Origin of the sequence: Priestia sp. YIM B13489 (genome assembly GCF_042787645.1) — a bacterium.
GTDB classification, from domain to species: Bacteria; Bacillota; Bacilli; order Bacillales; family Bacillaceae_H; genus Priestia; species Priestia megaterium.
In genome coordinates this window covers 3,106,046-3,132,490 of record NZ_JBHZOQ010000053.1, presented here as the reverse complement: position 1 = coordinate 3,132,490, position 26,445 = coordinate 3,106,046, and the positions used below count along the sequence as shown (strand labels likewise).

General features: G+C 33.6%; 32 protein-coding genes and 2 pseudogenes. 21 read left to right on the top strand and 13 right to left on the bottom strand.

Going from position 1 to position 26,445, the window contains the following annotated elements; genetic code table 11:
* Positions 1 to 730: 730 nt before the first annotated feature.
* Positions 731 to 1,612: a LysR family transcriptional regulator gene (locus ACFX4W_RS21905; RefSeq protein WP_043977714.1), complete on the top strand. Its 882-nt coding sequence runs from the start codon at positions 731 to 733 to the stop codon at positions 1,610 to 1,612.
* A gap of 87 nt (positions 1,613 to 1,699) precedes the next feature.
* Here ACFX4W_RS21905 and ACFX4W_RS21900 read toward each other — a convergent pair whose 3' ends face one another.
* The 4 genes from ACFX4W_RS21900 to hmpA all read right to left on the bottom strand — a co-directional run bounded on the left by ACFX4W_RS21900 (position 1,700) and on the right by hmpA (position 4,481).
* A complete protein-coding gene (locus tag ACFX4W_RS21900) occupies positions 1,700 to 1,981 on the bottom strand; it encodes an exonuclease (protein WP_322552744.1) in 282 nt (93 codons plus the stop codon).
* Positions 1,982 to 2,215: 234 nt separating this feature from the next.
* The gene (locus ACFX4W_RS21895) at positions 2,216 to 2,377 is read right to left on the bottom strand and encodes a hypothetical protein (protein ID WP_377560086.1); all 162 of its coding nucleotides are present in this window, start codon (positions 2,375 to 2,377) and stop codon (positions 2,216 to 2,218) included.
* A 60-nt stretch (positions 2,378 to 2,437) separates the two neighbouring features.
* Positions 2,438 to 2,665 carry a helix-turn-helix domain-containing protein gene (locus tag ACFX4W_RS21890; RefSeq protein ID WP_043977717.1) on the bottom strand — a complete coding sequence of 76 codons (228 nt, stop codon included), beginning with the start codon at positions 2,663 to 2,665 and terminating at the stop codon, positions 2,438 to 2,440.
* Positions 2,666 to 3,260: 595 nt separating this feature from the next.
* A complete protein-coding gene (gene hmpA / locus ACFX4W_RS21885) occupies positions 3,261 to 4,481 on the bottom strand; it encodes an NO-inducible flavohemoprotein (RefSeq protein ID WP_043977719.1) in 1,221 nt (406 codons plus the stop codon).
* Positions 4,482 to 5,272: 791 nt separating this feature from the next.
* Between hmpA and ACFX4W_RS21880 the strand changes: the two genes are divergently transcribed.
* Positions 5,273 to 5,464: a LysE family transporter gene (locus ACFX4W_RS21880; RefSeq protein WP_318253772.1), complete on the top strand. Its 192-nt coding sequence runs from the start codon at positions 5,273 to 5,275 to the stop codon at positions 5,462 to 5,464.
* A 371-nt stretch (positions 5,465 to 5,835) separates the two neighbouring features.
* Positions 5,836 to 5,922: pseudogene (locus ACFX4W_RS21875) on the top strand (DUF3243 domain-containing protein); the annotation flags it as partial.
* A 53-nt stretch (positions 5,923 to 5,975) separates the two neighbouring features.
* Here the strand turns inward: ACFX4W_RS21875 and ACFX4W_RS30745 are convergent.
* Complete coding sequence (locus ACFX4W_RS30745) at positions 5,976 to 6,095, bottom strand: DUF8096 family protein (RefSeq protein WP_471873209.1); 120 nt, start codon at positions 6,093 to 6,095, stop codon at positions 5,976 to 5,978.
* Between the two features lie 502 nt (positions 6,096 to 6,597).
* On the opposite strand from ACFX4W_RS30745, the gene ACFX4W_RS21870 reads away from it, so the two are divergent.
* Complete coding sequence (locus ACFX4W_RS21870; protein ID WP_028409567.1) at positions 6,598 to 7,056, top strand: YsnF/AvaK domain-containing protein; 459 nt, start codon at positions 6,598 to 6,600, stop codon at positions 7,054 to 7,056.
* Positions 7,057 to 7,221: 165 nt separating this feature from the next.
* On the top strand, positions 7,222 to 7,689 hold the full coding sequence (locus ACFX4W_RS21865) for a YsnF/AvaK domain-containing protein (protein WP_034276286.1): 468 nt from the start codon (positions 7,222 to 7,224) through the stop codon (positions 7,687 to 7,689).
* Between the two features lie 533 nt (positions 7,690 to 8,222).
* On the opposite strand, the gene ACFX4W_RS21860 is transcribed toward ACFX4W_RS21865, so the two are convergent.
* Positions 8,223 to 8,714: a hypothetical protein gene (locus ACFX4W_RS21860; protein WP_377560082.1), complete on the bottom strand. Its 492-nt coding sequence runs from the start codon at positions 8,712 to 8,714 to the stop codon at positions 8,223 to 8,225.
* A gap of 969 nt (positions 8,715 to 9,683) precedes the next feature.
* Between ACFX4W_RS21860 and ACFX4W_RS21855 the strand changes: the two genes are divergently transcribed.
* Positions 9,684 to 10,007 (top strand): hypothetical protein, encoded by a 324-nt coding sequence (locus ACFX4W_RS21855; RefSeq protein ID WP_162214736.1) that lies wholly within the window; start codon positions 9,684 to 9,686, stop codon positions 10,005 to 10,007.
* 265 nt (positions 10,008 to 10,272) lie between these two features.
* A complete protein-coding gene (locus tag ACFX4W_RS21850) occupies positions 10,273 to 10,470 on the top strand; it encodes a hypothetical protein (RefSeq protein WP_323617996.1) in 198 nt (65 codons plus the stop codon).
* 251 nt (positions 10,471 to 10,721) lie between these two features.
* On the opposite strand, the gene ACFX4W_RS21845 is transcribed toward ACFX4W_RS21850, so the two are convergent.
* The gene (locus tag ACFX4W_RS21845) at positions 10,722 to 11,042 is read right to left on the bottom strand and encodes a cysteine hydrolase family protein (protein ID WP_323617997.1); all 321 of its coding nucleotides are present in this window, start codon (positions 11,040 to 11,042) and stop codon (positions 10,722 to 10,724) included.
* Between the two features lie 62 nt (positions 11,043 to 11,104).
* On the opposite strand from ACFX4W_RS21845, the gene ACFX4W_RS21840 reads away from it, so the two are divergent.
* Positions 11,105 to 11,731, top strand: a complete 627-nt coding sequence (locus ACFX4W_RS21840; RefSeq protein ID WP_323617998.1) for a type 1 glutamine amidotransferase family protein — start codon at positions 11,105 to 11,107, stop codon at positions 11,729 to 11,731.
* Positions 11,732 to 11,883: 152 nt separating this feature from the next.
* Here ACFX4W_RS21840 and ACFX4W_RS21835 read toward each other — a convergent pair whose 3' ends face one another.
* On the bottom strand, positions 11,884 to 12,723 hold the full coding sequence (locus tag ACFX4W_RS21835) for a helix-turn-helix transcriptional regulator (protein ID WP_377560079.1): 840 nt from the start codon (positions 12,721 to 12,723) through the stop codon (positions 11,884 to 11,886).
* A 104-nt stretch (positions 12,724 to 12,827) separates the two neighbouring features.
* On the opposite strand from ACFX4W_RS21835, the gene ACFX4W_RS21830 reads away from it, so the two are divergent.
* The 4 genes and pseudogenes from ACFX4W_RS21830 to ACFX4W_RS21815 all read left to right on the top strand — a co-directional run bounded on the left by ACFX4W_RS21830 (position 12,828) and on the right by ACFX4W_RS21815 (position 15,901).
* On the top strand, positions 12,828 to 14,054 hold the full coding sequence (locus ACFX4W_RS21830; protein WP_377560077.1) for an MFS transporter: 1,227 nt from the start codon (positions 12,828 to 12,830) through the stop codon (positions 14,052 to 14,054).
* Positions 14,054 to 14,470 (top strand): annotated as a pseudogene (locus tag ACFX4W_RS21825) (carboxymuconolactone decarboxylase family protein). The gene ACFX4W_RS21830 and the pseudogene ACFX4W_RS21825 overlap by 1 nt, the downstream one beginning before the upstream one ends.
* Positions 14,460 to 15,251: an amidohydrolase family protein gene (locus ACFX4W_RS21820; protein WP_377560075.1), complete on the top strand. Its 792-nt coding sequence runs from the start codon at positions 14,460 to 14,462 to the stop codon at positions 15,249 to 15,251. The pseudogene ACFX4W_RS21825 and the gene ACFX4W_RS21820 overlap by 11 nt, the downstream one beginning before the upstream one ends.
* Positions 15,252 to 15,397: 146 nt before the next feature.
* A complete protein-coding gene (locus tag ACFX4W_RS21815; RefSeq protein WP_377560073.1) occupies positions 15,398 to 15,901 on the top strand; it encodes a VOC family protein in 504 nt (167 codons plus the stop codon).
* Positions 15,902 to 16,036: 135 nt separating this feature from the next.
* Here the strand turns inward: ACFX4W_RS21815 and ACFX4W_RS21810 are convergent, their stop codons facing one another.
* Positions 16,037 to 16,909 carry a LysR family transcriptional regulator gene (locus tag ACFX4W_RS21810; RefSeq protein ID WP_377560071.1) on the bottom strand — a complete coding sequence of 291 codons (873 nt, stop codon included), beginning with the start codon at positions 16,907 to 16,909 and terminating at the stop codon, positions 16,037 to 16,039.
* Positions 16,910 to 17,035: 126 nt separating this feature from the next.
* Between ACFX4W_RS21810 and ACFX4W_RS21805 the strand changes: the two genes are divergently transcribed.
* From ACFX4W_RS21805 to ACFX4W_RS21780, 6 genes are all read left to right on the top strand, one after another.
* Complete coding sequence (locus ACFX4W_RS21805; protein WP_377560069.1) at positions 17,036 to 18,145, top strand: Gfo/Idh/MocA family protein; 1,110 nt, start codon at positions 17,036 to 17,038, stop codon at positions 18,143 to 18,145.
* A 173-nt stretch (positions 18,146 to 18,318) separates the two neighbouring features.
* Positions 18,319 to 18,912 carry a YdeI/OmpD-associated family protein gene (locus tag ACFX4W_RS21800; RefSeq protein ID WP_377560068.1) on the top strand — a complete coding sequence of 198 codons (594 nt, stop codon included), beginning with the start codon at positions 18,319 to 18,321 and terminating at the stop codon, positions 18,910 to 18,912.
* A 136-nt stretch (positions 18,913 to 19,048) separates the two neighbouring features.
* Positions 19,049 to 19,420: an iron chaperone gene (locus tag ACFX4W_RS21795; RefSeq protein WP_098432592.1), complete on the top strand. Its 372-nt coding sequence runs from the start codon at positions 19,049 to 19,051 to the stop codon at positions 19,418 to 19,420.
* A 40-nt stretch (positions 19,421 to 19,460) separates the two neighbouring features.
* Positions 19,461 to 20,168 carry a DNA alkylation repair protein gene (locus ACFX4W_RS21790; RefSeq protein ID WP_043981003.1) on the top strand — a complete coding sequence of 236 codons (708 nt, stop codon included), beginning with the start codon at positions 19,461 to 19,463 and terminating at the stop codon, positions 20,166 to 20,168.
* A gap of 164 nt (positions 20,169 to 20,332) precedes the next feature.
* A complete protein-coding gene (locus ACFX4W_RS21785) occupies positions 20,333 to 20,626 on the top strand; it encodes an RNA polymerase alpha subunit C-terminal domain-containing protein (protein ID WP_043981005.1) in 294 nt (97 codons plus the stop codon).
* 125 nt (positions 20,627 to 20,751) lie between these two features.
* On the top strand, positions 20,752 to 21,237 hold the full coding sequence (locus tag ACFX4W_RS21780) for a tetratricopeptide repeat protein (RefSeq protein ID WP_043981007.1): 486 nt from the start codon (positions 20,752 to 20,754) through the stop codon (positions 21,235 to 21,237).
* Between the two features lie 265 nt (positions 21,238 to 21,502).
* Here ACFX4W_RS21780 and ACFX4W_RS21775 read toward each other — a convergent pair whose 3' ends face one another.
* Positions 21,503 to 21,697 carry a hypothetical protein gene (locus tag ACFX4W_RS21775; protein WP_043981009.1) on the bottom strand — a complete coding sequence of 65 codons (195 nt, stop codon included), beginning with the start codon at positions 21,695 to 21,697 and terminating at the stop codon, positions 21,503 to 21,505.
* A 510-nt stretch (positions 21,698 to 22,207) separates the two neighbouring features.
* Here ACFX4W_RS21775 and ACFX4W_RS21770 point away from each other — a divergent pair.
* Together ACFX4W_RS21770 and ACFX4W_RS21765 are read left to right on the top strand one after the other, a co-directional pair.
* On the top strand, positions 22,208 to 22,435 hold the full coding sequence (locus ACFX4W_RS21770) for a hypothetical protein (protein ID WP_043981011.1): 228 nt from the start codon (positions 22,208 to 22,210) through the stop codon (positions 22,433 to 22,435).
* A gap of 236 nt (positions 22,436 to 22,671) precedes the next feature.
* On the top strand, positions 22,672 to 23,520 hold the full coding sequence (locus ACFX4W_RS21765) for a sialate O-acetylesterase (protein WP_377560065.1): 849 nt from the start codon (positions 22,672 to 22,674) through the stop codon (positions 23,518 to 23,520).
* Between the two features lie 367 nt (positions 23,521 to 23,887).
* On the opposite strand, the gene ACFX4W_RS21760 is transcribed toward ACFX4W_RS21765, so the two are convergent.
* Entirely contained in the window at positions 23,888 to 24,271 is a 384-nt protein-coding gene (locus tag ACFX4W_RS21760) for a MerR family transcriptional regulator (protein ID WP_043981015.1), read from the bottom strand.
* 108 nt (positions 24,272 to 24,379) lie between these two features.
* Here ACFX4W_RS21760 and ACFX4W_RS21755 point away from each other — a divergent pair, with 108 nt between their 5' ends.
* Positions 24,380 to 24,769, top strand: coding sequence for a carboxymuconolactone decarboxylase family protein (locus tag ACFX4W_RS21755; RefSeq protein WP_043981017.1), 390 nt, complete (start codon positions 24,380 to 24,382; stop codon positions 24,767 to 24,769).
* Positions 24,770 to 25,035: 266 nt separating this feature from the next.
* Here ACFX4W_RS21755 and ACFX4W_RS21750 read toward each other — a convergent pair whose 3' ends face one another.
* Positions 25,036 to 25,695: a Crp/Fnr family transcriptional regulator gene (locus ACFX4W_RS21750; RefSeq protein ID WP_323618006.1), complete on the bottom strand. Its 660-nt coding sequence runs from the start codon at positions 25,693 to 25,695 to the stop codon at positions 25,036 to 25,038.
* A gap of 96 nt (positions 25,696 to 25,791) precedes the next feature.
* Entirely contained in the window at positions 25,792 to 26,421 is a 630-nt protein-coding gene (locus tag ACFX4W_RS21745; RefSeq protein WP_080781669.1) for a Crp/Fnr family transcriptional regulator, read from the bottom strand.
* Positions 26,422 to 26,445 lie beyond the last annotated feature (24 nt).

Here is a 26,445-nt window from a genome sequence, read left to right as displayed (position 1 = left end):
TGGTTATTTTCAAAGCTTTATAAAAACACAAAGAGTCAATATGTTCCTTCATATAATAGGTTTCTCTCTTTTTAATACTTTATATCGTTCCCTTTTATTATCATTCTTTTTATTGTTAAGTATTTTAAATTTAATTGTCCTTATTTAGGACTCTTATAAAAAAAATCACCATATGCATGGAAAATCTCTATAACTTGATAACCTATGAGAGATATTGCTGTTAAAGAAAAGAAACCCATAATAAAAAAGCGAATCCACATAATTTATCTTCTCCTTTTGCTAGTATATCGTTAACCATTTTCTTGGCTCTCATCTAACTTAGTATAATTACCCATAACGTATTTATCTTATAAATAAAGTAGGATTTAATGTTCTACTTGAACAGTTATAGATCTACTTCATCATGTAGTAATATCGAAGGTTAAGTAGGTTACTAGATAACCACTCCTGAACTAAAGATAGGTTATCTTACCTTCGTTATTAAAAGAATAAAAGTTATTCACCCTATAAACTTCCATATTTTTTATGTAACCTGAAAAATAAGCCTATTATTTGCTATGATGGGAATTTTAAAGAATAGATGTAGCTTTACATATACAATTTACCGACCTTTACTATACTTTGTTCTGTTATTAAGAATCCTAAAAGTATCTTATCGATATTTATGTTATATGAAAAATATATTTATTGTTATAATGTTATATATATTGCATATGATTGGGTGATTGACATGGATATTAAACAACTAAAATATTTTAAAACCATTGTAGATGAAGGAGGGATTTCGAAGGCTGCCCAAGTGTTACATATGGCACAACCCCCACTTAGTCAACAACTTCAGCGTTTAGAAAAAGAACTTGGAACAACTTTAATTAAACGTTATACCCAGCAATGGGAGTTAACTGAAACTGGAAAGGTATTGTATAGTCATGCTGTTCAGATGTTGCAAGAAAGCAAGATTATTAAACAGGAAATTCAAGAAATGGAAGAAGGACTCAGGGGAACTTTGTCTATTGGTATAGCTTATACCTGCGTTTCTTACCTAATTAAACATCTAAATGCTTTCAGGGAAGTTTATCCAAATATATTTATTAAAGTCTGGCAAGGTGACTCTTCTCATTTAGAAGAATTGCTAATTGAACAAAAAATTGAATTTTCATTGATGCTTCTTCCCCAAAGATTAGAAAATTACCACGTGACATGTTTACCAGAAGAACCCTTTGTGTTAGTAGTACCTCTAATTTGGAAAGAGCGTTTTTCAAAAAACACTGTAAACTTGAAAGATATTATAGATTATCCCTTCCTTATGCTAGGTCATATGAAAGGATACTCCGTATACGAAAATATGTTGAGTAATTTTCATAAACATCAATTTTCTCCTAATATTGTAATGGAGTGTAAAGATATTTCTACGTTACTTTCTTTAGTTGCTTCCGGAGTAGGTATCTCAATTGTTCCAAAATCAGGAATTCAGGCGAGTTTTAAACATGATATCGAAGTTCTTGAAATAGAAAATTTCCAGCTCTACATTGAACCGGCTATTGTATCACTTAAAAAAAATAGTCTTACCAAGGCTGCAAGATATTTTTTAAATCACTTTACAGTTGAATAAGTACTAGTCTAACTAGAAAAGTGAATTTTAAAGCAAACATTTTTTCTAACCAAAAAAGAGCTTCTAGGGAGCTCTTTCTAAAAATGATTATTCAATAATATGGTTACTTATATACACGGTAAGTAAATCGCCATAACCTAATGTAAATATATAAACGGTAGCGTTTTCATAAGGGTAATTTACAAAGCCACTTATTAACAAGGAGATACCTACCACTAATAAGTATGTTCCTACTAACTGAGCAAACCTTTCCTGGTCTTTGACCCGAAATTGTTTCCATCTTGATAGCCCTCTAATATGCTTTTTTATTCCAATAAAATAGAATGAAATAAAAAATACAAATGATAAACCAATTAAATGATAATCCATTAGAAAGACACCTCTTTACAAGAAAATGAGTATCTATACTAAAAAAAGTATATCATAATATGTTGTTATGTTCTCTACCTGATGAAAACCCACCCATTAAATGACAATTTATTGCTAACTCTTTTATTCCTATTTTATCGAAGGCTAAAATAGGAATAAAAATCACAAGTTTTCCGTAACTAGACTAGAGTATTTAGCCGTATTATTAGGCCACTAAGGAAAGATTTTTTCCTATTATTTTATTATTTCTTCTAACATCTTCTGTAATTTCTGTTGGTTTTTCCGAATTGTTTCAACTTCTTCATTTAGCTTTTCTAATTTTTCCGTCATCGGTTCTAAAGCTTCTTGAAGCATTACTTTTAATCGAATAGTTTTTTCGCTTTCTTTTACATCCACTATTACTCGCTCCTTTTGTAAATTAAATTAACTTATCCTATATTTGTAAATTCATTTTCCTTAATATTTGTTTTGATTACTTTCTATTAAATGAGAATGAATTTCTTTCAATTGCTTTTCATCTAAATTAAAGGCATCTGTAATTTTATTGTATAGGTTTTCCGTTATTCTTCTTTTACCAACCTCCACTAAAGCAATTAATGAAAAACTACAGTTAACTACTTGAGCGAAATTACGTTGATTCATGTTGTAACTTTTTCTTATAAATTTAACCATCTCTTTATCCATTTAAATTCCTCCTATATAAAAATCATGACAATGAATATCCCATATATTAATTGCAACCCTAAAAAGTAAAGGGAAATTATAAAAATTAAAACTCTCAGATAAGAAATCTATTGAAAATGAATAGAACAATACTATGGATATAATTAGCATCAATAATATAAGTTAAGATGAAAAGTTTTTTGATTTGAGACCCTTCTATCTTCATAAATCAGAAAACTACTCGATTAGCTTAACAAATTTTCAAACATATCAAAAATATTATTTTCCTTATAATATTATATGTAAAAGATTATAAAGACGCTTATAGACATACTTAAATCTGTTCTATAGTGAAGGAAGCTTCATAGAAACATCCTGTTTAGTATTTTAAATCATCATTATTGATTAAGTTACATTATCAATGAGAACTGTCCATTTAATTACAAAAGCGATTAAGAACTAAAAACATTACCCCTATTTAGAAATAAATCATGTATACCTACACATATCTAGTCTATATAAGAAAGAGTATTGAAAATATCAAAAGCCCCTGAAATTCACAAAGGTTTCAGGGGCTTGACCTGTAGATAATTAAATGGATTGGAGGTCACTTTATTTACTTTTCTCCTAAAATGGCTACAGGGCTAAATACTTCATAATGAATCTGTTCGTTTGGTACATCCCATCTATGCAAGGCTTTCAGAATGGCTTCCATAAAAGGAATCGATCCACAGAAGTAAAAACCGGCTTCTTTTGAAGGAATAATCGATTGCAATAATTCTAAATCAACGTAACCTTCTTTATCAAAATTATCAACCAGTCGATCCTCTTCACTAGGCGAACTATAGCAGGTGAAGGAGGTAACATTTTCGTTATTCTTATCTAATTGAGCCACATGTTCTTTAAAAGCGTGTGTTTTCCCATTGATGGCTGCATGAATAAAGGTGACCTGACGTGTTGGCTGTTTTTCTACGATGGTATTCAGCATACTAAGCAAAGGTGTAATCCCTATTCCTCCACTAATGAGGACAACAGGTTGCTTGCTATCATCAAGCACGAAATCTCCAGCTGGAGCTGAAAACTTAAGCGTACCTCCTGTTTCAACTTGGTTATGTAAATAGTTTGAGACAATCCCTGCTGGAGCACCATCATGGGCATCTTCCCGTTTTACACTGATTCGATAATAATCCTTTCCTGGGGATTCAGAAAGACTATAATGACGAATATGCGTATATTTCTCTCCGGGAACGGCTGCTGCTAGTGTAAGGTATTGTCCGGCTTTATAAGAAGCAATGGCGTTATTATCCTTCGCTTTTAAATAAAAAGACGTCACATTATCGCTTTCTTCTACCTTTTTATCGATATAAAAGCTTCGATATCCTTCCCAACCTCCCGGTTGGCTCTCTGTCTCTTTGTAGAGATCTTCTTCTAGCTCAATAAAAGCATTGGCAATGTATCCGTACGCTTTCCCCCACGCTTCAATAATATCGTCTGAAGCTGCATCTCCCAAAACATCCTTTACTGCTTGAAGTAAGGTTTCACCAACAACCGGATATTGTTCTGCTTTTACTCCGATTGCACGATGTTTTTGTGAAATCCTTTCAATGACAGGTTTAATGGCTTCTAGATTGGTTATATGTTCTCCTGCAGCATAAACCGCATAACCTAAAGCTTCCTGTTGAATCTCTCTTTTTTGATTCGTTTGATTAAACATATTATACAAATCTGGTGCCTTTTCAAATAATAACTCATAAAATCTTTTCCCTATTTGTTTACTATGTTCTTTCAAAACTGGCACTGTTGATTGAACGATCTCAATTGTCTTGGAATCAAGCATGTTACATCATCCACCTTTTAAGAAGTTTGTAATATGTATCAGGACTGAACACTTCAATTAATATACCTAAATTTATCCAATCCTATACGAATCTTGGAGGTCTATAGGTAATATTCACACCTGAAAATCGTTTTAAAACATCGTTCATTTTTCACTTTGAATTATTTTAAGATGTACATGATATACAACCTTGNTGGATTTTTCAAAAGGTGCTACATTTTTTCTTAATTCAGTCGTTTTTTGTTTGCTCATGTGTTCCTCCTTACATCTTTCTTTACATTGATTAGTATTCAACTCTTCTTTATATTTATAGTAGAACATAGTAGCTGGTAATAAAAGATATAAACGTCAAGTAGTTAGTATGACAATTGTCATACATGTGTGAATGTATTTTCTTAATAAAAGGAAAAGGGTATGAAAAAATTCAGTTTCATTAAAGCATTAGCATTATTTCAGTCCTAGCTATTTAAAAGCACTCATCAGTGTGTACCTTTCTAACAGGTTTTGTGCCACTATTTTAAAATATAATGCGAACAAGTAACTACTTCTACTATAATGTCTAGGATTGGAGGTAGCTTTTCAGAGCTATGAAGTTTCAACTGTCGTGCACTTTGTTATAAAACAGAAAAACCTATTGGTTTATCCGGCACCAGTAGGTTTTTCTATTTAAAACAACAAGGATTTTAAAGTATTGGATAGATGCCTCACGGCGTCTTGTTTAGTTTGCTCGTTATAGTAGATATTATTCAATGTAGGCAATCTAAATATAATAAAATGAAAAATAATATTAGATTGTTTTTGTCAGAAATCATAACAAAGTCATAGCTTGCTTATATCGGTTTATATGTAATGTATTAAATCCAAAAGCTGCTCTTTTCTTTTTGAGTATTTTTTCTCAGTTTATTTCAGCTGATACAGCTAGCTGGGTATGTTGGGCTTATGGAACGGAGATCGTTATCGCAGTAGGTTTGTGGTTTATCTAACATTTCTCTCCCTCCCTTATGAATGAATACTATCATAAAAATAAGTAGACCATCCTACTTATTTAAATAGTTAGTTGAACTATAAGGATAAAACATCATAAACAGAGCAAACTACATGAGACGCCGTGAGGCATCAGCCAAAATCCTTACAGCAATAGAGCAGAAAAAACCTACCTTTTTGGATTGAAAAGAGATAGGTTTTTTTCTGTTTTTAGGGTGTATAAGATATACATATTTAGTTAACATAATTACTCTTTCCAAAATACAAACAAAAAAGAACCCTTGTCTCACTATAAGGGGGAACTCCCACGGTTCTTTCTCCGGAGTATGCAGTTTTTTATACATACTTGATTTAAGGTGAGAAATTAGGATTGAATGATAGCCAATTAGCTCTGGTAGCTAAAAAAATAGCTGATTATCTCGCAACACATGAGGAGCAACAAAATGAAGAGCAATACTTGCTGCAGGGGTTATGGAAAGTTGGAAACGAGAAAGAACAGCATCAACTTGCTCATATGCACTTCTTCATTCCGCATTCCCGACATTCACACAAGAAAACGCCACCTTTTACTGAACTTTTGAAGTAAGCTGAGTTGCAGTGATCATATCTTCCACTAATTTTATCCGGCAATTGAGCATAGTCGTATACTTTATAAAAATCGATTTCATGCTGCTATTTTTCTTCCAAGCTGAGCACTTTCTTAAGGATTTGAGTAGGACATCATTCTCCTTCTGATATTGTTCGAAGTGCTTTCACTGGTAACTTAACGAGCATTACCGTTGACAAAGATGTATGTTTTTAAAGAGGATGAATCAGAAAATAAAGTAGTATCATTTTCTCGGTATAGATAAGTAAGATTGTCACAGAATAAAGACGTTGGGAGATTATTTTCTTCCGAATAACTATCAATGGGGTATTCACATAATGAATAACTTACATTGATTAACGTCCTCATTTAATTTTGGACGTAATAATAGAGGCATGCTGTTTTCATCATGGAGTTTAGGAGTTGGGGCTGTTACGACTTATCCAATGACAAGAAGACATGGAAATAAGATGACACCGGCAACTGTACAAACAATGATGAGTAGATCCAATAATTGATAAAACAAATAAAAATGGAGGGAAATGTATGAACAATTTTTTTGGACTCTTTGCAGATGAGAATGAGAATGAGAAAGCACAAAATAATCATGAAAATGAAAAGCTTCGTCTTCATAAAGAGGAATTAGATATCACTAAAAATAAAATAGCTGCAGGAGAGGTAACCTTGCAAAAAGAAGTTATAGAAGAGCAACAAACGGTTGACGTTCCTGTTACTCATGAGGAAGTTGTTATTGAAAGAAGAGCTATTGACAACGAACTCAGCAATTCATCTATTAGTGATGAAGAAACCATTCACATTCCAGTCAGTGAGGAACAGGTTCAAGTAAGCAAACACACTGTAACAACAGGTGAAGTTTCAGCTTACAAGCGCAATGTAGAAGAAACGCAACATGTAGAAGAAACCTTAAAAAGGGAAGAAGCTCATGTTGATACAACTGGGCACGTTAATATAGCTTCCGACGATACAGCGTCTTCTATCGATTAAAAAAGATATAAATTAAACCCAAAAACACTTCCCAAATCGTAAGAACGATTTGGGAGGTATTTTTAGGGGAGTATTTTAAAGGATGACTTTACACCCTCTTTTTACATTGTCTTAAATAGAAAAAAACTAACTTATCTTTATTACAGTAACTATGGAGGCTAAAATATGTCAAAGGACAAAATTGCCAAATATGACTCCAATACGAATGATCGCAAAGTTTCAGAACAAGTTATTTATGATACTGACAATAGTGCAAAGCTCCAACTTCATGAAGAGAAGTTAGACATCTCTAAAGAATGGATAAAAACAGGAGAGGTAACCATACATAAAGAGATTTTTACGGAAGAAAAAACCATTACCATACCTGTGATCCATGAGGAACTGATAATTGAGAAAAAAGTTTTAGATGCAGAAAATACAGATCCAACGGCTGAACATACAGAAATTATTCGGATACCTATTAGTGAAGAGCGTATTGAAGTCATCAAACATCCAACAGTTCTAGAAGATGTTGCAATTTATAAACGTCAATTCCAAGAAACTAAGGCTGTTACAGATACCTTAAAAAAAGAAAAAGTGCATATAGAAAAGACCGGAAACCCTGAAGTAGTAGATAAGAATAGAGAAAAGTAATCACCATACACTTAAAAAAATATTCAAAACTGTTAATAAGGTGATACTCAAAGAAAGTATAATTATACTCAGTTCTGGTTTAAAAACGCTAAGGCAGCCAAACTACTATGAACCTCACCTACTACACGGACAATCTTTATGTAAAACTTCGCATCTTTTTTATAAACATCGTGACTTTATTTCAAAGCCGTAGGAAAATACGTACACGTTTGAATGAATGAGCTATTCATATGTGTATTGAGTGGATTAAGGATACCATCAAAGAAGGATGGAGCTACTTCATAAACCATCCTTCCTTCATTAAATATAGATAGGTCTATATAAACTGGTGTTAGAGGATATGTTTAGCTATTCGTTCTATTTAACAAAAAACACGTTATCGGAAATAAAAGAGCGTTAAGTTTATCAAAAACTTACGCTCTTTTTACTCACAATCTATCAACTAGAGAAACTAAATTTAGAATAGGCTGTGCGTCTTTCTTTTCTTGATATGGCTCAAAATTTATTTCACCAAGTTTTACACCTACATCATATTAACCAATTAAATTATCGAGCATAATAAACACTGCAGCAATAAACTGATCATTTTCTTCACTATATCCTTTAATGTAAATAACAATATCTAAACAATCCATTTGTTTATCTTTTCTATACGTAAAGAAGATATCTTTTGTATGTAAAACAATATTTTCAAAATAAATTTCCTGTTCACTATTTTGTCTTTGTCTAAACGCTACAATATTAAATTTCTCTAGGGTGGGAGCTTCCTCTACCAGCTTTATAACAGCAGGAAACGCTGAAACTATTCCTTCCGCACTGATAATAAATTCTCTTTTTCCTTGGTTCATCTCTACACTGAATTCAAAAGTTAAATTTTTATGGTACTTTGATAATTGTAAGCTCAATTTGTTAAATAAAAGATCATAGTTATTTTCATCTAATTGAAAATAATCGTCGCTATTTTTTTCAAACCAAGACCAGAATTCTTTTTCAGTAATTTTTTCCTTAAATAAATTCTTTAACATAAGACCTTCAGAGCTTCTACATACATTTTTAATTCAAGTATATATCAAAAGCCTCACAAGAATATATGTATATTTCATACAAAGTCAGTTCACATAGTCATCGTTATAGGAAATAAAATGTGTATCCAAAAATATCTATATATGTTATATAAAAGAATATAAACTTATCAGAGATAAAAGTGACATAAAACAATAGGAGTGAATATTATCGTTAGCCCTACAGCAATCATAATTTTATTTTTAAATTTAATAACCCTTGTTCTAGTATTTAAAGGGTTTCAAAATAGTAAAATAAACTTCACACTTCAAAAAGCTATATTAGGCCTCTTAATAACTATTTTAGTCATTAATTTGGTAATGACGTTTATTATCTAAAGTTCAAACATCTACTCATATGAATGTGAATTCTAGGCATCAAAAAAAGGTGAGACGGTATTTTGAATTTAACAAAATACCGTCTCACCTTTTTTTTCTTACCTAACAAAACAATGATCCATATTAAAACAATCGTATTGATTAATTCCAATAGATGGCTAATCCTCGCCAAAAATAAACTAATAACATTTACTTTTCACAACCTTCTAACTCAAGCTTGATTTCTAACATTTTAACATTCATATATCGCCTTTCTCCTATGAATACTATATACAACACCAGTTAACATAATACCTCCCATAGGAACCAAGCACTTCAACAAGCCTTTGTAACAGAAGAATATCTCTATAGGTCATTTGGTTTTAACCCAGTCCCAGAGGTGTATATAAAAGATAATATTCACTATATGAACATGGATCTAATCATTGATTAAATAAGAAATAGGTGAAATTGAAGACACAATTAAAAATACACCGGTGAAACCGGGGAGTAGTAATGGAACTTTTGATCACATAGCTGAAAAAATTAAGGTCGCCGTAAATAATAATCGTGATGTTATTACAGTAATACCAAGATAGGAGACTTTGAACATTAATGGAGTACAATGAATACGAACTGCTTGAGTTATTTGAAGGTAAACCTGTAGTAATGGTCGATGAACAAACTGGTATGTTTATGTATAGCAAGAATGATGACTATGGGTTTCAATTAATATTGACTACTTGGATACACGAAAACAAATGTAGTGTAAGCTTAGGATATGAACACTTTAAAGGATTAATCTTTGATTTTGAATTAGAAGATGTTAACCAAATTAAAGGTGAAAATAATCGTTTAACCATTTTGAGGAATGACGGTAACACCGAAGTGGAAATTAGTTTCAAACCACATTTTTCGTTAAAAACTGTAAGGTTGTAGTTTTATACAGTTCTCTTACTTTTTCATATAAGAGGACTTTGGATAAATCAGCAATGTATAAAAATCTGCAGATTGTCATTCACATGACAATCTTAGAGCCCTTGGTAGATAAGGGCTCCTTTTTTGTATGTGTTCCTAAAAGAGGTATTATGTAAACTGAATTTGTATATCATATGCAACAGATTTCCTAAAGTGTATCTGCTTAAATCATGTAAAAATGTAACTTTTATGTAACATATTAGCATATATTATAGGAGGCGATAGTATGAAAAAATATAATCTTTTAGGTAAGGTTACATATGTTTTAGGGGCATTGCTATTTTTAACGGGATTTTTGGCATTAACCAATAAAGTAGATTATTTTACTTTAGTACCTAATTTATCTGTTGCTATTAAATATCAAGTTGTTGGTTTCGTTTTGATTATTACAACGGAGACAGGCCTACTTCCTGTTAAAAACTAAGAGATATAAACATAAGGATATAGGAGGTCTATTATGAATATAACAAGCATCAATTGGGGAGATATTGTTTGGCAAATTTTTAATTTGGTAGTTTTATTTGGGGTTGGAGTTTTTATTTTTAATTTTATGAAGAAGCTAAAAAAGAATTAATGATAAAACCTTCTAGAAAGAGATCTAGAAGGTTTTTTGGTTCTTAGAATGTTGATTATGGTAACTCCACTTGTAGAAGATATACAGTTAAAATAAAGATCTTATGATTGTATTGCTTCAGTCAAATTTAACTTTTTGATCAATTCTTCAGTTGTTAAAACTTTGGCAAACTCATTATCTAAAGTTGCTAATGACACGGTATGTATTTGTTTAGCTGGATAATATGCATTATCTGCTCCTTTTATTGCAAATGCAGCTGTGGCATCTGATATGAGATACGTTTCAAATCCTAAATTATTACTCATTCGAGTAACAGTTGATACACAATGTGGAGTTGTTAATCCTACTATTACGACTTTTTCTATTTTGTTTTCTTTCAAATGATTCTCAATCTCCTTAACTTTTTCTGAATATTTTAACACTTTTATAGATATATGCCTTTAAAATGGTATAATATAGAGAACGTCAGTTCGGGAGGCTTAATATGCAAACAAAAAAAGTTTATATTTATGTATTTAATACAATGTCAGATTGGGAGTATGGATATTTAATTGCTGAACTAAATTCAGGAAGATATTTCAGGCAAGGTTTAGCCCCTTTAAAAGTAATGACGGTAGGAGTTAATAAAGAAATTATTAAAACAATGGGGGGGCTGAGTATACAGCCGGATATTTCTCTTGATGAGTGCACTCTTCTGGATAAAGATCTTTTAATTCTACCGGGAGGGAATACATGGAGTGAGGAGGTTCATCAACCTATATTGAAAAAAGTTGGGGAAGTTTTAGAGCTTGGTACTATTGTAGCTGCAATTTGTGGTGCTACTGATGCCCTTGCAAATAGTGGGTACTTAGATTCTAGAAAGCATACGCTTAATAACTTAGAATATACAAAAATGGTCTGTCCTAATTATAAAGGAGAGAAGTTGTATGAGATTGGACCTGTAGTATCCGATAATAACATGATTACTGCTTCAGGAGTAGCACCTCTAGAATTCGCGAGGGACGTATTAAAAAAATTAGATGTATTTGCATCAAATACATTAGATTCATGGTATAGCTTAAATAAAACTCAGAAGTCCGAATATTTTTTTCAGTTAATGAGTTCAATATAGATTCCTAATTATATACAAGGTCGATTACAATAATTTTCTTTTTTATTTTTGTAGATACCTATAATCAAACTTATGTAAACTCAAGAAAAAGCCTATGTACTTGTCAGGAGTACATAGGCTTTTAATAATTAAGACCATTAATATATACACTACTACCATTCCCTCAATAACTGCTTCATCTTCTCTTTTGTCTCATTTTCCTCACGAGGCTGATAAACAGTCACTTTTAATTGGGGTGCATCATACACTTGGAGCGTAATATGATCCATAATCATTTTTCCTGCCACAGGGTGGATAATGGTCTTTTTCCCACAAGGTGTGCCTAAAACTTCATGATTAGACCACCACTTGTAAAACTGAGGGCTTTTCTCGCTAAGTTCACTAATCATGGTTTTAAACCACTCATCCCCGACGAAACGCGTATAGGCTAGGCGGAATTGGGCAATTAGTCGTTGAGCATGATCTTCCCAATTTTGAAAAAGGTTTTGATATTCTTGGGAAGTGAAGCAACGCCACACTGCATTGCGGTTTCGCTCGTCCATCTCTTTAAAGTCTCCAAATACCATCACAGCAGCTTTATTCCAGTCTACAATATTAAGTTTTTCGTCTGTTACATAGGCAGGGCAGTGATCTAATTGGTTTAATAGATTTTTGACAACACGATCTATATTTTCTCTTTCATTCTGCATTGTTGCAGATGGAAGTGGCTGATTGCCTAGTAAAAATAAATGCTCCATTTCCTCTTTATTTAATTTAAAAATACGTGATATGGCTTCTAATACTTCAGAAGATACTTGTATATCTCGTCCTTGTTCCAGCCACGTATACCAAGTTATACCGACTCCTGCTAGTTGAGACACTTCTTCTCTGCGTAATCCTTTAGCTCTTCTCCTCGGTCCAATAGGCAAATTAAAATCTTTTGGAGACAATCGTTCTCGTCTTATCTTTAGAAAATCCCCTAATTCTTTTCTTCTTTCTTTATCGCTTACCATGTTTTTACTCCTTTGCGTAGGTAGTACTTTTACTACTAGTATAACTAGACTCCTATTACCATTATAATCCTTATTTTATGATCTAGGTAAGGGAGGTGAAACAGATGATAGTAAAAGATAGCGAAAAGACGTCTCATATATCAAGAGGCTTAGTTCTTTTAATGGCTACAGTGTGCGGGTTTACAGTGGCTAACGTTTACTTGAACCAAACTCTTTTAGTAAGCATGTCCGCCAGTTTTCACGTTTCAGCAGCCAGCATAGGCATTATAGCTACCTTAGCCCAAGTTGGATATGCACTAGGAAATCTTTTGATAGTACCGTTAGGAGACATCTTCGAACGAAAAAAATTGATTTTGTTTTTATTATTCGCTATATGTATTGTCCTAACTTTAAACGCTTTATCTGTCAACAAGACGTGGGTGATGATTACAAGCTTAGCTTTAGGAATCGTAACGGTTGTTCCTCAAATTATTGTTCCGCTGGCTGCGAATATAGCTTCAGATCATAATAGAGGAAAAGTTTTAGGAAATGTCGCCATTGGATTAGTTTGTGGTATTTTAGGCGCTCGGCTTGCTAGTGGATTTATTGATGTTCATTTTGGATGGCGAATGGTGTATTGGACGTCTGCTGTGGCTACACTTTTTATGATTTTGTTAGTTTACGTCTATTTTCCAAGAAGTAAAGGAGGAAATGCAACCAGTTATAAACACTTGCTCATGTCGTTACGTCCGCTGTTTATAAAAGAAAGAGCCCTGCAAAAAGCATGTGTAAGTCAGGGGATGATGTTTGCTTCTTTTAGCGCATTTTGGACCACGCTTGTCTTTTTATTACATACACATCCCTATTCGTATGGAAGTGACATGGTAGGGGTAATAGGGTTAGTCGGGATAGCAGGAGCGTTTGCTACGCCCATTATCGGACGTTTAATCGATACGAAAGGGGCAAAGTTTGCAAGTCTTTTGTGTATGTCCGTATCTTTACTTGCCTTTGTAGCTCTTATAAGAGGAGGGTACTGGTTGCCTGGATTAATAATAGGAGCTCTTTTTATAACGATAGGAACTCAAGCGAACCAAGTTGCCTGTCAGTTTACTGTTTTCCAATTAGGAGAAGAGAAAAGAAGTCGATTAAATGGGTTATATATGGTTTCCACATTTTTAGGAGGGTCACTAGGATCTTATGTGGGTTTACTTGCATGGAGTAAATGGGAGTGGCATGGAGTATGTGCTATAGCCATACTGATGATAGCCATTAGTTGTTGTTCTGTAATCCCACTAAACATTCCTAAAGAAACGATAGGGAATTTTAAAAATAAGAAAGGAAGTAATATGTAATGAGAACACATACAAATAACTTTCAACGAGGATTAGATATATTAGCTAAGATTGATCCAGAGAACTACAAGGACATAATGGCAGGCTTTGAACAGTCAGCTCTCCCTGATTTAGGAACGTTAGCTGTAGAGATTAATTACGGACAAATTTTCTCGAGACCAGGCTTAGACTTAAAGTAACGCCTTCTTGCTGCAGTGGCTGGCCTAACTGCATTAGGTAATACGGAACAGCTGAAATTTTATCTAAACGGGGCTTTGAACGTTGGGTGGACACAGGAAGAAATTTTAGAAGCAATGTTACAGATGGTCATTTATGCTGGATTCCCTGCAGCTTTAAATACCATTTTAACAGTAGCCAGGGAAGTATTTTCCGAAAGAACAGAAAGAAATGAAAAGGAGAAACAAAATGATTATTGATAGTCATGCACATGTGGTTTTGCCTATAGAGAAACATATTAAAATGATGGATGAAAGTGGAATAGATAAAACTGTATTGTTTTCTACTCTTGTTCATCCAGAAAAAAGCAGCAACGTTAAAGAATTCACCACGGAAATGAACAAATTAAATCAAATTCTAAATAACGAGGTGAATCCTGTACAAGCACGCTTAAATGCGCTAGAAGAAGTAAACGTTGCGATTAAGGAATACCCGAATAGGTTTGTCGGATTTGGTTCGGTTCCGCTTTCCTATTCTCCTGGTGATGTCAATCTAAACGACTGGGTAGAGAAGCTTGTCAAAGAGCAAAAGATGAAAGGTCTTGGAGAATTTACTCTTGGCCCAGATCAAATTTCATTGTTAGAACCTATATTTAAAGCAGCGAGTGACTATATGTCTTTACCTATCTGGGTACATACTTTTCATCCTTTGAACTTAAAGGATATTCAGGAGTTATTTCTTCTCACTCAAAAATATGAAAATGTGCCGGTTATATACGGGCATATGGGCGGAATTCATTGGCTACAAACGATAGAAATGATAAAAGATACTAAAAATGCTTACTTAGATATATCTGCATTTTATACAACATACGCCTTGTCTTTGGCTATAAAAGAAATACCTGAAAGAACGTTATTTAGTTCAGATTTTCCATATGGAGATCCATATTTAAATTTACAGGCTATTAAGCGGCATACATCTAGTGGAGAAGTTGCAGACAGAGTGTTAGGTGGGAATATCTCGAATCTGCTAAATATATAAATTCAGCGTTTTTGTTTGATGTTATCTTAGGTACTATAAGGTTCATGCTTTAGGCTAAAGTATGAACCTTATTCATCATTAGGCCTGATTTAAAAGCTTCTATTTTTGTTAGTATGTAATTAGCATATAAGCAATGGGGGATGGATATGAAGTTTACTATTGAAGGAATTTCAGAGCTGGCATTGCAAGTGAAATCAATGGATAGAGCAATAGATTTGTGGTCGAATAAATTGGGTTTTCCAATTGTGGAGCAGTGGGGATATGAAAACGGTCATTTTCATGAAAACAATAAGGAAGATATTTGGGCAACTTGGTTATATATAGGAGGACATACTAGACTAGGTCTTTGGCTTCCTAGAGATCTTTCACCATTAGACAGAATGGAAAAAGAAAAACCGATTTCTAACTGGAAGGGGCTTTACGATCAAGGTGGTATTCACGTCCATTTTGCTTTACATATAAAAACAGAGAACTTTGATTGTGCCATTAAAGTATTAAACGATGCTAGTATCGACCATAAGGTTATAGAAGAGGTTAATATCAATATGAAAAAAGGGAAGCGCTTATATTTTAAAGATACTGAAGATAACGTTGTAGAATTTTACACGTTGGATATGAGGGAAGATTATAAAGAGCGAATCAAATATTGATTTGCTCTTTTTTATAAATAGCTGCTAAGAATACGCTTTATGTAAAGTGAAAAAATCCTTCACTTTACATATATAAAAAACAGTGATATCCAAGAAATTACAAAAAAGGTTACAGGAAAAACTGTAACCTCAATATTAAACTTCTACTCTTCTAAAAGTGTCCCCAAGGAAGTTATTCAATTCAATAAACTGTTTTTCGATAGGGGTAAATTCATAGTTTAGCCGGGAAATGAGATAAAAGTCAGTGTACCGATAAGGTGTTGGAACTTCTAAAAAATTATGGATATTATAACGGTTTGCGATACGCTTAGATATTAAGGAAATTCCCATGCCCATTAACGCAAATTGTACTAATGTTTCTGGATCGCTAACTTCGATCATGTCACCTTGTTCAATATGTAAGCTGGCGTAAATAGTATCTAATATTGTCATGTACAAGCACTTATCTGAAAGTACCAGTATATTTTTTTGCCTTACATAGTCATTAAATGTCGTGTGCTGATCAATATCGCGACCAATGACAACCATTTCTTCTACGCCTACTTTTTTATATTTTATCTTTTGGTTGTTTAATGATCCAATTGTATAAGCTACATCGATTTGTCCAAGTAGAATTTGATTTTCGATATATTCGGTTGAACCCGTTTTTAGTGTTACTGCTAGATCTGGATAGGTGTTGTAAAGTTTGTTTAAAGCGCTTGAGAATTGAGTGCCCCCAACTGATATCATGGTGCCAATACGGAGCTTTTCATCTTGTTTCTTCATTTTATTTTCAGTTTCTTCCCAAAGAAACAATATTTTTTTAAATTGGTGATACAATTTTTCTCCTTGCGTGGTTAATTTAACGCCTTTAGAGTTTCTAATAAACAGTTCTTGATTATAATAGCTTTCTATTTTCTTTATTTTTGCGGTCATATTGGATTGAAGATGGTTTAATTTTATTGCAGCAGCAGATATACTTCTTAATTCCGCCACTGAAACAAAAGCTTTCATATTTTCAATATCCATTCATATTCACCCTCCATCAAAAAAAGTGATATAGCAATCATATTTTAACATTTAAAATGATGATTCATTTTAATTATACTTGATTAAAAGGTAATATTTTCTACAAAATATTGGAGGAATGTTCTAATGAAGGAGAAATTAATAAAAGTAGGAATTATAGGGGGGGCTTTAAATAATCAATGGGCGAGTAAAACACATATTCCAGTGCTTAAGGAAAGCCCTTTTTATCGAATAACCGCAATTGGAACATCAAAAGCGGAAACCGCCAAGGAAAGCGCGAGGGTACTTGATGCTTCCCATAGCTTTACAGACTATAAGGGATTAGCGCAATCTAAAGATGTTGATTTAGTAGTAGTTAGTATAAAAGTTCCGTTTCATTACGAAGCTTCAATTGCAGCAATAGAGGAAAAGAAACACATTTATTGCGAGTGGCCTTTAGGTGTAGATACTAAGCAAGCAATTAAACTGGCAAAGTTAGCGGATGAGGCGAACATTCATCATGCGATTGGGTTACAAGCAAGACAATCTCCCGAGGTGAATTATGTAAAGCAGGCTATTAACCAAGGGGAAATTGGAAGGACTATCTCCTGCACCATGCAGGTAGCGACACAAGGAAAAGGGGGAGTAACAGATGAAGCAAACAGCTATATCTTAAAAAAAGAAAATGGAGCGAACCTTCTTACAATCAACGGTGGCCACTCGCTTGATGTTCTGTGCTACATCTTAGGTGATTTTAAAGAGTTATCGTCGATAATGAATACGCATTATACAGAAGCTCTCATACAAGGAACAGAAGTTACGGTGCCAAAGGATACAGCGGACCAAATCTTAATACAGGGAACACTCAACGGCGATATTTCAGCGTCTGTTCATATTCAAGGCGGAGTTTATCCTGCTTTTCAATTAGAGATTAGAGGAGAAAAAGGTGTTTTTTGCTTAACCCAGAATTCTTCATCCGGTCACGTACAATTTGGTAATCTCAAAGTAGAGAAGGTTAAGTATCCTACTTATTTATTAAGTACTGAAAGTGTGTATGTTGAAGAGATAAACGTATCCTCAGCAAAAGATAATCATCCAAAAGATTACGTTAAAAAGGCTTATCAGGTGTTAGCAAACGATATATTTGAACACAAAAGTCAAATCCCAAACTTCCATGATGCTGTTAAACTTCATCAGCTATTGGATGCGGTTCGGACATCTGCGGACACTGGTGAAAGGGTAACGCTTGATAAATAAACGAAAGCCTCTTTCTTATAAAGTTAAAATGTTTATAATTTTAATAACTATCAAGTCAATTGTAGAAGGGCATTTCCTATATTTGAAGAATAGTAACACCATTAAATGAATTAAAGGTTGCCTGTATGGCTGCTAGAGCGACAGATTGAAAAATTGAATAGGGGTGTTCCTTGATGACAAACAGTAAAATGAATCCTAAGGTTGATGAATTTTTAACTAAAGCTAAAAAGTGGAAAGAAGAATATGAGACGTTGAGAAAGATTGTTCTTGACTGTGAGTTGACCGAAGATTTTAAGTGGATGAACCCTTGTTACACGTTTGAGAAGAAAAACATTGTTTTAATACATGGATTTAAAGAATACTGTGCGCTGCTGTTCCCTAAAGGTTCTCTGTTACAAGATTCTCATGGTATTCTAATTCAACAAACGGAGAATGTACAAGGCGCGCGACAAATTCGGTTTACCAATGTGCAAGAAATAGCTGAAAAGGAAGCCATCTTGAAAGCTTATATTGATGAGGCCATCGAGGTGGAAAAAGCCGGATTAAAAGTCAAAGCTAAAAAGCCTGAAGAACTCATTATTCCTGATGAGCTACAGCATAAATTTGATGAAATACCTGCTCTAAAAGATGCTTTTACTACATTGACTCCAGGACGGCAAAGAGCATATATTCTTTATTTTTCTGCGGCCAAACAATCTAAGACTCGAGAATCAAGGGTTGAAAAATGCATTCCAAACATTCTTAATGGAAAAGGATTAAATGATTAGTACACTTTATTTAAAACATGGCTAATATAGTTAATGTATTTGAGTTAAAAATGAAATAGGGCTAAGTGAACTGATTGATGTTCGATTTGTGTAAAAGTAGAGTAGATTTAAAAAATTTATTTGAGGAGAAAATGCTATGGAAGTTTTTGCAGAATATTTAGCGCGTATAGATAGCCCTGACCACCGTGACCGAACAGAGGAGGTTTTGGCTTGGATTGCTAATACGTTCCCGAATCTGGAACCACAAATCAAATGGAATACGCCGATGTTTACTGATCATGGAACATTCATCATCGGCTTTGCCTCAGCGAAACATCATTTGAGCGTTTCACCTGAAGAAATAGGGATTGCGCACTTTAATCATGACATCGCCCAGGCTGGATACAGCGCTACCAAAGGCCTATTTCGAATTCTATGGACTGAGCCAGTAAACTATGAATTACTTAAAAAAATAATCGAGTTTAATATGTTAGATAAGAAAGACTGTTCAACTTTTTGGCGGAAATAAAAAGCAGATTATGAGCGGAGAAGAAGGAGGGTACAGAACGGTGGATTTTGAAATGGTTATGAAAGAACTTGAAGCGCTTGGTACGGAACGAATTAAAAAGACTTACATAAACAACGGTGCACACGATCCGCTTTTTGGAGTGGCAACAGGAAAAATGAAGCCGATTGCAAAGAAAATCAAGAAAAATCAGGCTTTAGCCGAGCAGCTTTATGCGTCTGGCAATTACGACGCTATGTATTTTGCCGGTATCATTGCAGACCCAAAAGAGATGACTGCGGAGGATTTTGAGCGTTGGATTGATAAAGCGTATTTTTACATGCTGTCTGATTATGTAGTTGCAGTAACTTTGTCAGAAACAGATTTTGCGCAAGGTGTTGCTGATAGATGGGTGGCAAGCGATGAAGAACTTAAAATGTCGGCAGGTTGGAGTTGTTACTGCTGGCTTTTGGGTAATCGTCCTGACGATGAATTTAGCACAAGCAAGATTGCCGATATGCTTAATCAAGTGGAAAATACGATTCACGATTCTCCAGATCGAACGAAATCGGCTATGAATAATTTTATCTATACAGTCGGTATTTCATATTTGCCGCTTCATGAGAAGGCGCTTGAAACGGCAAAGGCGGTAGGTCCAGTCGAAGTTAAGAAGGATAAGAAAAAAAGTAGTATTCTTCTTGCTTCTGAAAACATTCAAAAGGATATAGATAGAGGACGGCTTGGGTTCAAACGCAAACATGTAAGGTGTTAGCATAATTTGTAATGGAGCTGCACTACCTGAAACGAAACTAACAAGCATTTAATAATAATTAGTTTACTATACGTAGGATGTTTTGTTCCTTCATAAACCATCCATTGAAGAAGTGGCAGGGGGATAAAAGCTAAAAAAGTTCTTGAGAAAAGGAGAGGTTAAAAATGAAAAACCAAAAGGGAAATCTAAGAATCTGTCATAAAGGACACAAATATTATAAAAGCAGTAACTGTCCGACCTGCCCAACTTGTGAGCAAGAACGCAAACCTGAAGATGGATTTCTTTCCATGCTATCAGCACCAGCAAGACGAGCATTGGAAAACAACGGGATAACTTCTTTGCAGCAGCTATCAACATTTAGCGAAAAAGAGATATTACAATTTCATGGTATGGGGCCGGCTTCTTTACCTAAACTTAGAACAGCTTTGCAGGCCAATGGGTTAGCCTTTGAAAATTAAATATTAAGGGTAGTTAAAACAAGAAATAGATCTGGATAAAGTGTACGAATACGCTGAATTTCTGGATATGGAAGGAGGTTAAGAGATAAAAAAGTAGTGGGAAAAAGAAGGGTTGGAGATTTAAGTTGAATCACAAACTAGATAAAGCATTAGCGTTACGAAAGGATGGAAATCACAAAGAATCTAACGAGTTGCTAAGTGAATTAGTTAAGGAATTTCCAGACGATGCTTTATATAACTATCAATGTGCTTGGAGCTTCGACATATTAGGGGAAGAAGAAAAGGCAGTGCCCTTTTACGAAAATGCCATAAAGATAGGGTTACCTTCTAAGGATATGGAAGGTGCAATATTGGGATTGGGCAGCACATATAGAGCCTTGGGGGAATATAAAAAGTCAAAAGATATATTTTTAAAAGGAATGGAATTATTCCCAGATAATCATGTAATTAAAGTGTTTTATTCCATGACCTTGTACAATTTAAAAGAACATAGTCAAGCGATGGAACTGTTATTGAAGTGCTTACTAAATACCACAAATGACAATGAAATACTAAGTTATAAAAAAGCCTTACATTTTTATTCAGATAAACTGGATCAGACTTGGAAGTAGCTTATAAAATTCACTGAATATAAGTTCGTTTTCTGAAACGAGGAGAGGACTTTTTTTGTAACAATACTGGCAGGCTTCCTGCGATAAAATGACTTTTTTAAATGATAGAGTGTGAAGAAGTACATTTAAACTATAGGGGGCGTTTGTTGAATAAGAGAGTCCTTACATATTATATATGTCTAATATGTAAGGAACCTTATTAGAAATAGATTTGAAATATGAGATCTTTGCTTTAGATCTTGCGCTTCTTTCTTTGTTGAAGCACTTATGTTTGTACCACTCTATCTCTATCCTTACTAAACTCTTCTTCAATTAGCTTATCCATGAGAAAATGATAAAAAACGTGATAATTTGTTTTAGTTAGTTTGTCCAGTTCCTGGTGAGTGATAATATTATGTTGGATGAGTAAACCTATAGCAGCTGATATACAATTTACTTTTAAATCTTCTTCCCCTAACATATAAATCACCTTCCCTTAGTTACTAAGTAACCCATTCTATATAATAGGCATACTTAAGACACGGACTTATATAAGCTCTTTTCTCAATATTGCTCTCGTGCTGATAGAAAATGATAATAAAATGTTCTTAACACTTTTTAATGCATACTGTTATTTTTATATACTGCGCTTTCTTTTCCTGCAAAAAAAACTAAACGATTTAAAATTTCCCTTATTATGGAATGTTACATTTATTTTTAACAGTTAGGGAAGCTTTTGAACACTCAGTATGTATCTGAATGCCAATACCAAGAACTTATGAACGCCATCCAAGGAAAGTGAATAATGGAATTTATTTTAATTGGTTTCTATTATTTATCTTATGTAAATGCGAAATAAATGTAGTTTTCCTGTAAGTAAAAAAGGCAATTTTAACTATGTCATAAACTTCCCTGTAGATAATTATTAAATTATATAGGGAAATTTACATCTCAATAAAATACTGTTATTACAAGTTAGTGAGGTAGAAGTATGAAAGAAACCAATAGTAAGAATTTAAAATCTGAAATTATAAAAAAGCATGAGGTATTATTTGCAAAGAGACTAAAACTTGAGAGTGAAGCAAGCCGGTTGATGTTAGAAATTAATTTATTAGATGCACAGAATACTCTTGATAAAGTAAATCAGTTAAACCAAAAGATAGATGATATAACCTCTGAAATGGATTATTTGAAACAAGCCCTTGAAGCGATCAATTAAGCTATATATCAAAGTGTAACTAATTCTATAAGTATGACCACGAGCAAATTAGAAAAAAGTGATCAACATGGAAGAGAAAGAACCGTAAGAAATAAATCTTACTAAAGTGTATGAATACGCTGAATCTCGAGATAAAATCTTATCAAGACCTAAATCATAAAAAAGCTAATTAAATTATATTGATAAACTTACTTAGTCTAATTAGACTATTGTAAACAAAGAAAGAAGGCGTTTCTATGAAATCCATATTGTTAATTGGACAATCAAATATGGCAGGCAGAGGATTTATTGAGGATGTACCGCCGATTTATAATGAGCATATACATATGTTGAGAAACGGTAGATGGCAAACGATGGCAGAACCACTTAATTTTGATCGTCACATATCTGGTGTTGGACCGGCAGCCTCTTTTGCTCAAGCTTGGACAGAAGATCATCCTGGCGAGTCCATTGGATTAATACCATGTGCCGAGGGAGGAAGCTCAATTGATGAGTGGACAATTGACGGACTATTAACAAGACACGCGATTTCTGAAGCGAAATTCGCAATGGAAACAAGTGAGTTAGTGGGAACTCTGTGGCATCAAGGAGAAAGCGACAGTTACGGAGAACGTTATAAGACGTATGAAGATAAATTGCTTTCATTATTTAAACATTTGAGAGAAGAATTGAATGCACCAGATATCCCGATTATTATAGGTGAGTTGGGGCATTATCTTGGAGACGTCGGATTTGGAAAAAGCGCTGTAGAATATAAACAAATAAACCAGATATTATCTAAAGTTGCCCACACTGAAAAAAATTGTTATTTTGTAACATCAAAAGGCTTAACAGCAAATCCAGATGGCATTCATATTGATGCCGTCTCTCAAAGAAAATTTGGATTAAGATACTATGAGGCTTTTTCAAAACACAAGCATGTTTTAGATGTTTTAGACGTTGAGCATGAATGGATTGAAAAGGAAGCAAAGCGTGAACTAACTAAAAATGAGCGTATATTTGTTGAAAGTATGAAGTTTGCCTTGGGACAAGTAAGTTTTGAGGAGTTTTCTATTAATATCTCTACTATTAATGAAAGTAAGTAAAGCAAAATTAATCCCATTTTATGAGGAGAGATCAATTGATTCCACTTTTAATCTTAGGTTTGTTAAAAGAAAACCCGGTTCATATGGATATGAACTTTTGGCAATTATGAATGAGTGGAGTTAGTATAGATTTGTTAATTATTAAAACTAAAAAAAGGAGAATCCTTTAAACAGGAACTCCAAAAAGCTGGTATTCAAGACACGCAAATTTTTCAGATGCAACTAGCGGAGAAGTTGCAGACAGAGTTTTAGGTGGGAATATTTCAAATCTGCTACATATATAAATTCAGCGTTTTTTGTTTAATGTTATATTAGGTACTATAAAAAAGACCTTGACAGGTGTGTTTCAAGGTCTTTTTTATAGTTGTTAAAATTGTTGGTTTTCCACTGTCTCTAATTTTTTATAGTGCGCAATTTTTTCTTCAATTCTCTCCGAATTTAACTCTAGTTCCTCTATCTTGCCTAAGACATCTTTATAATGTTCCTCTAACAATTCCTTTCTTGCCGTAATAGTAGAATCTCCTTGCTGTCGCAAATCAGAAAACTGCTTCATTTTAAGCATAGGCATTCCTGTAACACGTAAACGAATTAAAAACTGAATCCAAGCTAGATCAAAGTCTGTATATTGCCGATATCCGGTTTGGTCTCTTTGCACATTTTTTATTAATCCAATTTTTTCGTAATAACGCAAAGTATGTGTTGAAAGACCGGTCATACTTGCTACTTGTTGAATACTGAATAAATTTTCCATATTAATTATTATAACATGACAAATAAAATGCTTGCTTTAGAGCGCGCTCTAAAGCGTAATATCTAACTTGTAAATAAAATAACTCAGTTGTAAGGAGAGATTCAGTTGATGAATGAACGTTACGAAAATGGTTGGAAAACGTTAATGGAAGTAGATGGAGAGGGTGGGAAACGAGTAATTGAATCATTAAAAGACATTGCTCCTGACATTGGGAAATATGTCATTGAATTTGCCTTTGGAGATATTTATACGAGAGAAGGACTTAACCTACAGCAAAAACAACTAGTTACAATAAGCTCGCTCACGACACAAGGAGGGTGTGAATCACAATTAAATGTTCATATTAATGCTGCGCTTAATGTAGGTCTCACACCCCATGAAATAGTAGAAGCCATTACTCACTGTATTCCATACACTGGCTTTCCTAGAGTGTTAAATGCCATTTTTATTGCTAAACAAGTTTTTACAGAAAGAGAATTAACCGTAACTTTGAAATAAAGGCATATGGATATATGGCAAGGCGATTTTAATTGAACTTTTAAACAGAGGTACGTCTTGATTAGGATAAAATACAATAAATCGTAGTAGTACCCTGAAAAACATGATTTGTGATATAAGGTTAACCTTAGAATAAATAGACTCCTCTTTTAGTGAAAGAAGCTACCGCAAGGTAACTTCTTTTTTTATTTAATTATATTTTCACTTACGCTGTATTTTTCTCCATACCTTCTATGTGCGAAACAGTATCATAAGTATATTTATAATCACATTAAGGGCAGCATTAGCATATCTAAATCGCCTATATTTTTGCTGTTTTGATCTCTTATTTCTTTAAGTTTACTGATGTTTTTAATATAGATATTTTGATTAGACAGCTCAATCAATTTTTCTTTACTCCATTTTTGAATGGTTTTATTCACCGTAATGCGGGAAGTCCCAACGTAGCGGGCAAAGGATGTTTGGTTAAAGGGAAATTCCTCATTTTCTTTTACGAGCTTTAATAAATAATGAGCCATCTGTTGCTCAACGGGGAGATTAAGAAACGTAATAATTTCTGCTAGTAATCTAAACTTATAGAGAAGAGAATTTGTAAAGAGAATGACTGCTTTCGGTTCCTCCTCGTATATTTTTAACGTTGTTTCATTAGTAAAATAATATAAAACGGATGGAGCTGTGGTTACGGCCGTTGTTAAATAAGGCTCTTTATTAATACCGTTTTCCCCTAATAACATCCCTTCAGGAACATAGTTAACCGTACGTTCTGCTCCCTTCTCAGTTAAGAGAGTAATCTTTACGCTGCCTTTATCTAAATAATAAAATCCTTTACCAACTTCTCCTTGATAATAGATTGTGGTGTTTTCTTCTAATTTTATCATCTGTCCATACTTTAAAAAGGGACGCCATATGTATCGAAGGTTTACCATTTAATCACCTTTCTATAAACGTGTATTTTAAACGTACAGAAACATTTACTGCATCGAGCATTATTCCTTACTTTGATAACGTGACCAAAGCGTTTATCACTGAAAGAGATAGTTTTTTAACAGATCCGGGTTCTTAATTAGAAATCTTTTATTTTTACTATCTATTAGTTTTTTCTCTTTCCATTTTTTTAACGTTTTATAAACCGTAATCCTTGTTAAACCGGTACACGTTGCTAAGTCCTTTTGTGTTAAAGGAATTTCATAGTTTTTAAAGTCATGATAGATGTTTAAAAGCACAGCGGCGATTTGCTGCTCAGTAGTTAACGTATGTAAATTAATTTGTTCAGCTAAGATATGCATTTTTTGAATAATACTCTTTGTAATAAGGTTTAGTATAGGCGGGTGAATAGTTATAAGCTTTTTAAAATCGTCATAACTAAAATAATATAGTACGGAATCTTTTACCGTAGTTGCAGTAGTGAAATGAGCTTGTTGGTCCATTGCTTGGACTCCCAACAATTGACCTGGCAATACAATGTTTAACACGCGTTCTTTCCCTAATGGGGTAGAGGTATGGACTTTAATTAATCCACTGTCCAAGTAATAAAATCCTTCTCCTATGTCTCCTTGTTCATATACCACATTTTTTTGTTTCATATATTGCCTTTTTCCGTACATTAAGTAGTTTTTGAAATTATTTTCATGATTGAAGAGAATAGCCATGATACTCACTCCTTAACCAAAATATAA

Coding starts and splice junctions, on each gene's coding strand:
- ACFX4W_RS21855 (WP_162214736.1), top strand. CDS start 9,684: ATGGAGTACAATGAATACGAACTGCTTGAGTTATTTGAAGGTAAACCT.
- ACFX4W_RS21775 (WP_043981009.1), bottom strand. CDS start 21,697: ATGTTAGGGGAAGAAGATTTAAAAGTAAATTGTATATCAGCTGCTATA.
- ACFX4W_RS21865 (WP_034276286.1), top strand. CDS start 7,222: ATGTCAAAGGACAAAATTGCCAAATATGACTCCAATACGAATGATCGC.
- ACFX4W_RS21870 (WP_028409567.1), top strand. CDS start 6,598: ATGAACAATTTTTTTGGACTCTTTGCAGATGAGAATGAGAATGAGAAA.
- ACFX4W_RS21840 (WP_323617998.1), top strand. CDS start 11,105: ATGCAAACAAAAAAAGTTTATATTTATGTATTTAATACAATGTCAGAT.
- ACFX4W_RS21800 (WP_377560068.1), top strand. CDS start 18,319: ATGACAAACAGTAAAATGAATCCTAAGGTTGATGAATTTTTAACTAAA.
- ACFX4W_RS21810 (WP_377560071.1), bottom strand. CDS start 16,909: ATGGATATTGAAAATATGAAAGCTTTTGTTTCAGTGGCGGAATTAAGA.
- ACFX4W_RS21900 (WP_322552744.1), bottom strand. CDS start 1,981: ATGGATTATCATTTAATTGGTTTATCATTTGTATTTTTTATTTCATTC.
- ACFX4W_RS21795 (WP_098432592.1), top strand. CDS start 19,049: ATGGAAGTTTTTGCAGAATATTTAGCGCGTATAGATAGCCCTGACCAC.
- ACFX4W_RS21835 (WP_377560079.1), bottom strand. CDS start 12,723: ATGGTAAGCGATAAAGAAAGAAGAAAAGAATTAGGGGATTTTCTAAAG.
- ACFX4W_RS21750 (WP_323618006.1), bottom strand. CDS start 25,695: ATGGTAAACCTTCGATACATATGGCGTCCCTTTTTAAAGTATGGACAG.
- ACFX4W_RS21785 (WP_043981005.1), top strand. CDS start 20,333: ATGAAAAACCAAAAGGGAAATCTAAGAATCTGTCATAAAGGACACAAA.
- ACFX4W_RS21765 (WP_377560065.1), top strand. CDS start 22,672: ATGAAATCCATATTGTTAATTGGACAATCAAATATGGCAGGCAGAGGA.
- ACFX4W_RS21805 (WP_377560069.1), top strand. CDS start 17,036: ATGAAGGAGAAATTAATAAAAGTAGGAATTATAGGGGGGGCTTTAAAT.
- ACFX4W_RS21905 (WP_043977714.1), top strand. CDS start 731: ATGGATATTAAACAACTAAAATATTTTAAAACCATTGTAGATGAAGGA.
- ACFX4W_RS21760 (WP_043981015.1), bottom strand. CDS start 24,271: ATGGAAAATTTATTCAGTATTCAACAAGTAGCAAGTATGACCGGTCTT.
- ACFX4W_RS21890 (WP_043977717.1), bottom strand. CDS start 2,665: ATGGATAAAGAGATGGTTAAATTTATAAGAAAAAGTTACAACATGAAT.
- ACFX4W_RS21820 (WP_377560075.1), top strand. CDS start 14,460: ATGATTATTGATAGTCATGCACATGTGGTTTTGCCTATAGAGAAACAT.
- ACFX4W_RS21755 (WP_043981017.1), top strand. CDS start 24,380: ATGAATGAACGTTACGAAAATGGTTGGAAAACGTTAATGGAAGTAGAT.
- ACFX4W_RS21815 (WP_377560073.1), top strand. CDS start 15,398: ATGAAGTTTACTATTGAAGGAATTTCAGAGCTGGCATTGCAAGTGAAA.
- ACFX4W_RS21770 (WP_043981011.1), top strand. CDS start 22,208: ATGAAAGAAACCAATAGTAAGAATTTAAAATCTGAAATTATAAAAAAG.
- ACFX4W_RS21860 (WP_377560082.1), bottom strand. CDS start 8,714: ATGTTAAAGAATTTATTTAAGGAAAAAATTACTGAAAAAGAATTCTGG.
- ACFX4W_RS21850 (WP_323617996.1), top strand. CDS start 10,273: ATGAAAAAATATAATCTTTTAGGTAAGGTTACATATGTTTTAGGGGCA.
- hmpA (WP_043977719.1), bottom strand. CDS start 4,481: ATGCTTGATTCCAAGACAATTGAGATCGTTCAATCAACAGTGCCAGTT.
- ACFX4W_RS21830 (WP_377560077.1), top strand. CDS start 12,828: ATGATAGTAAAAGATAGCGAAAAGACGTCTCATATATCAAGAGGCTTA.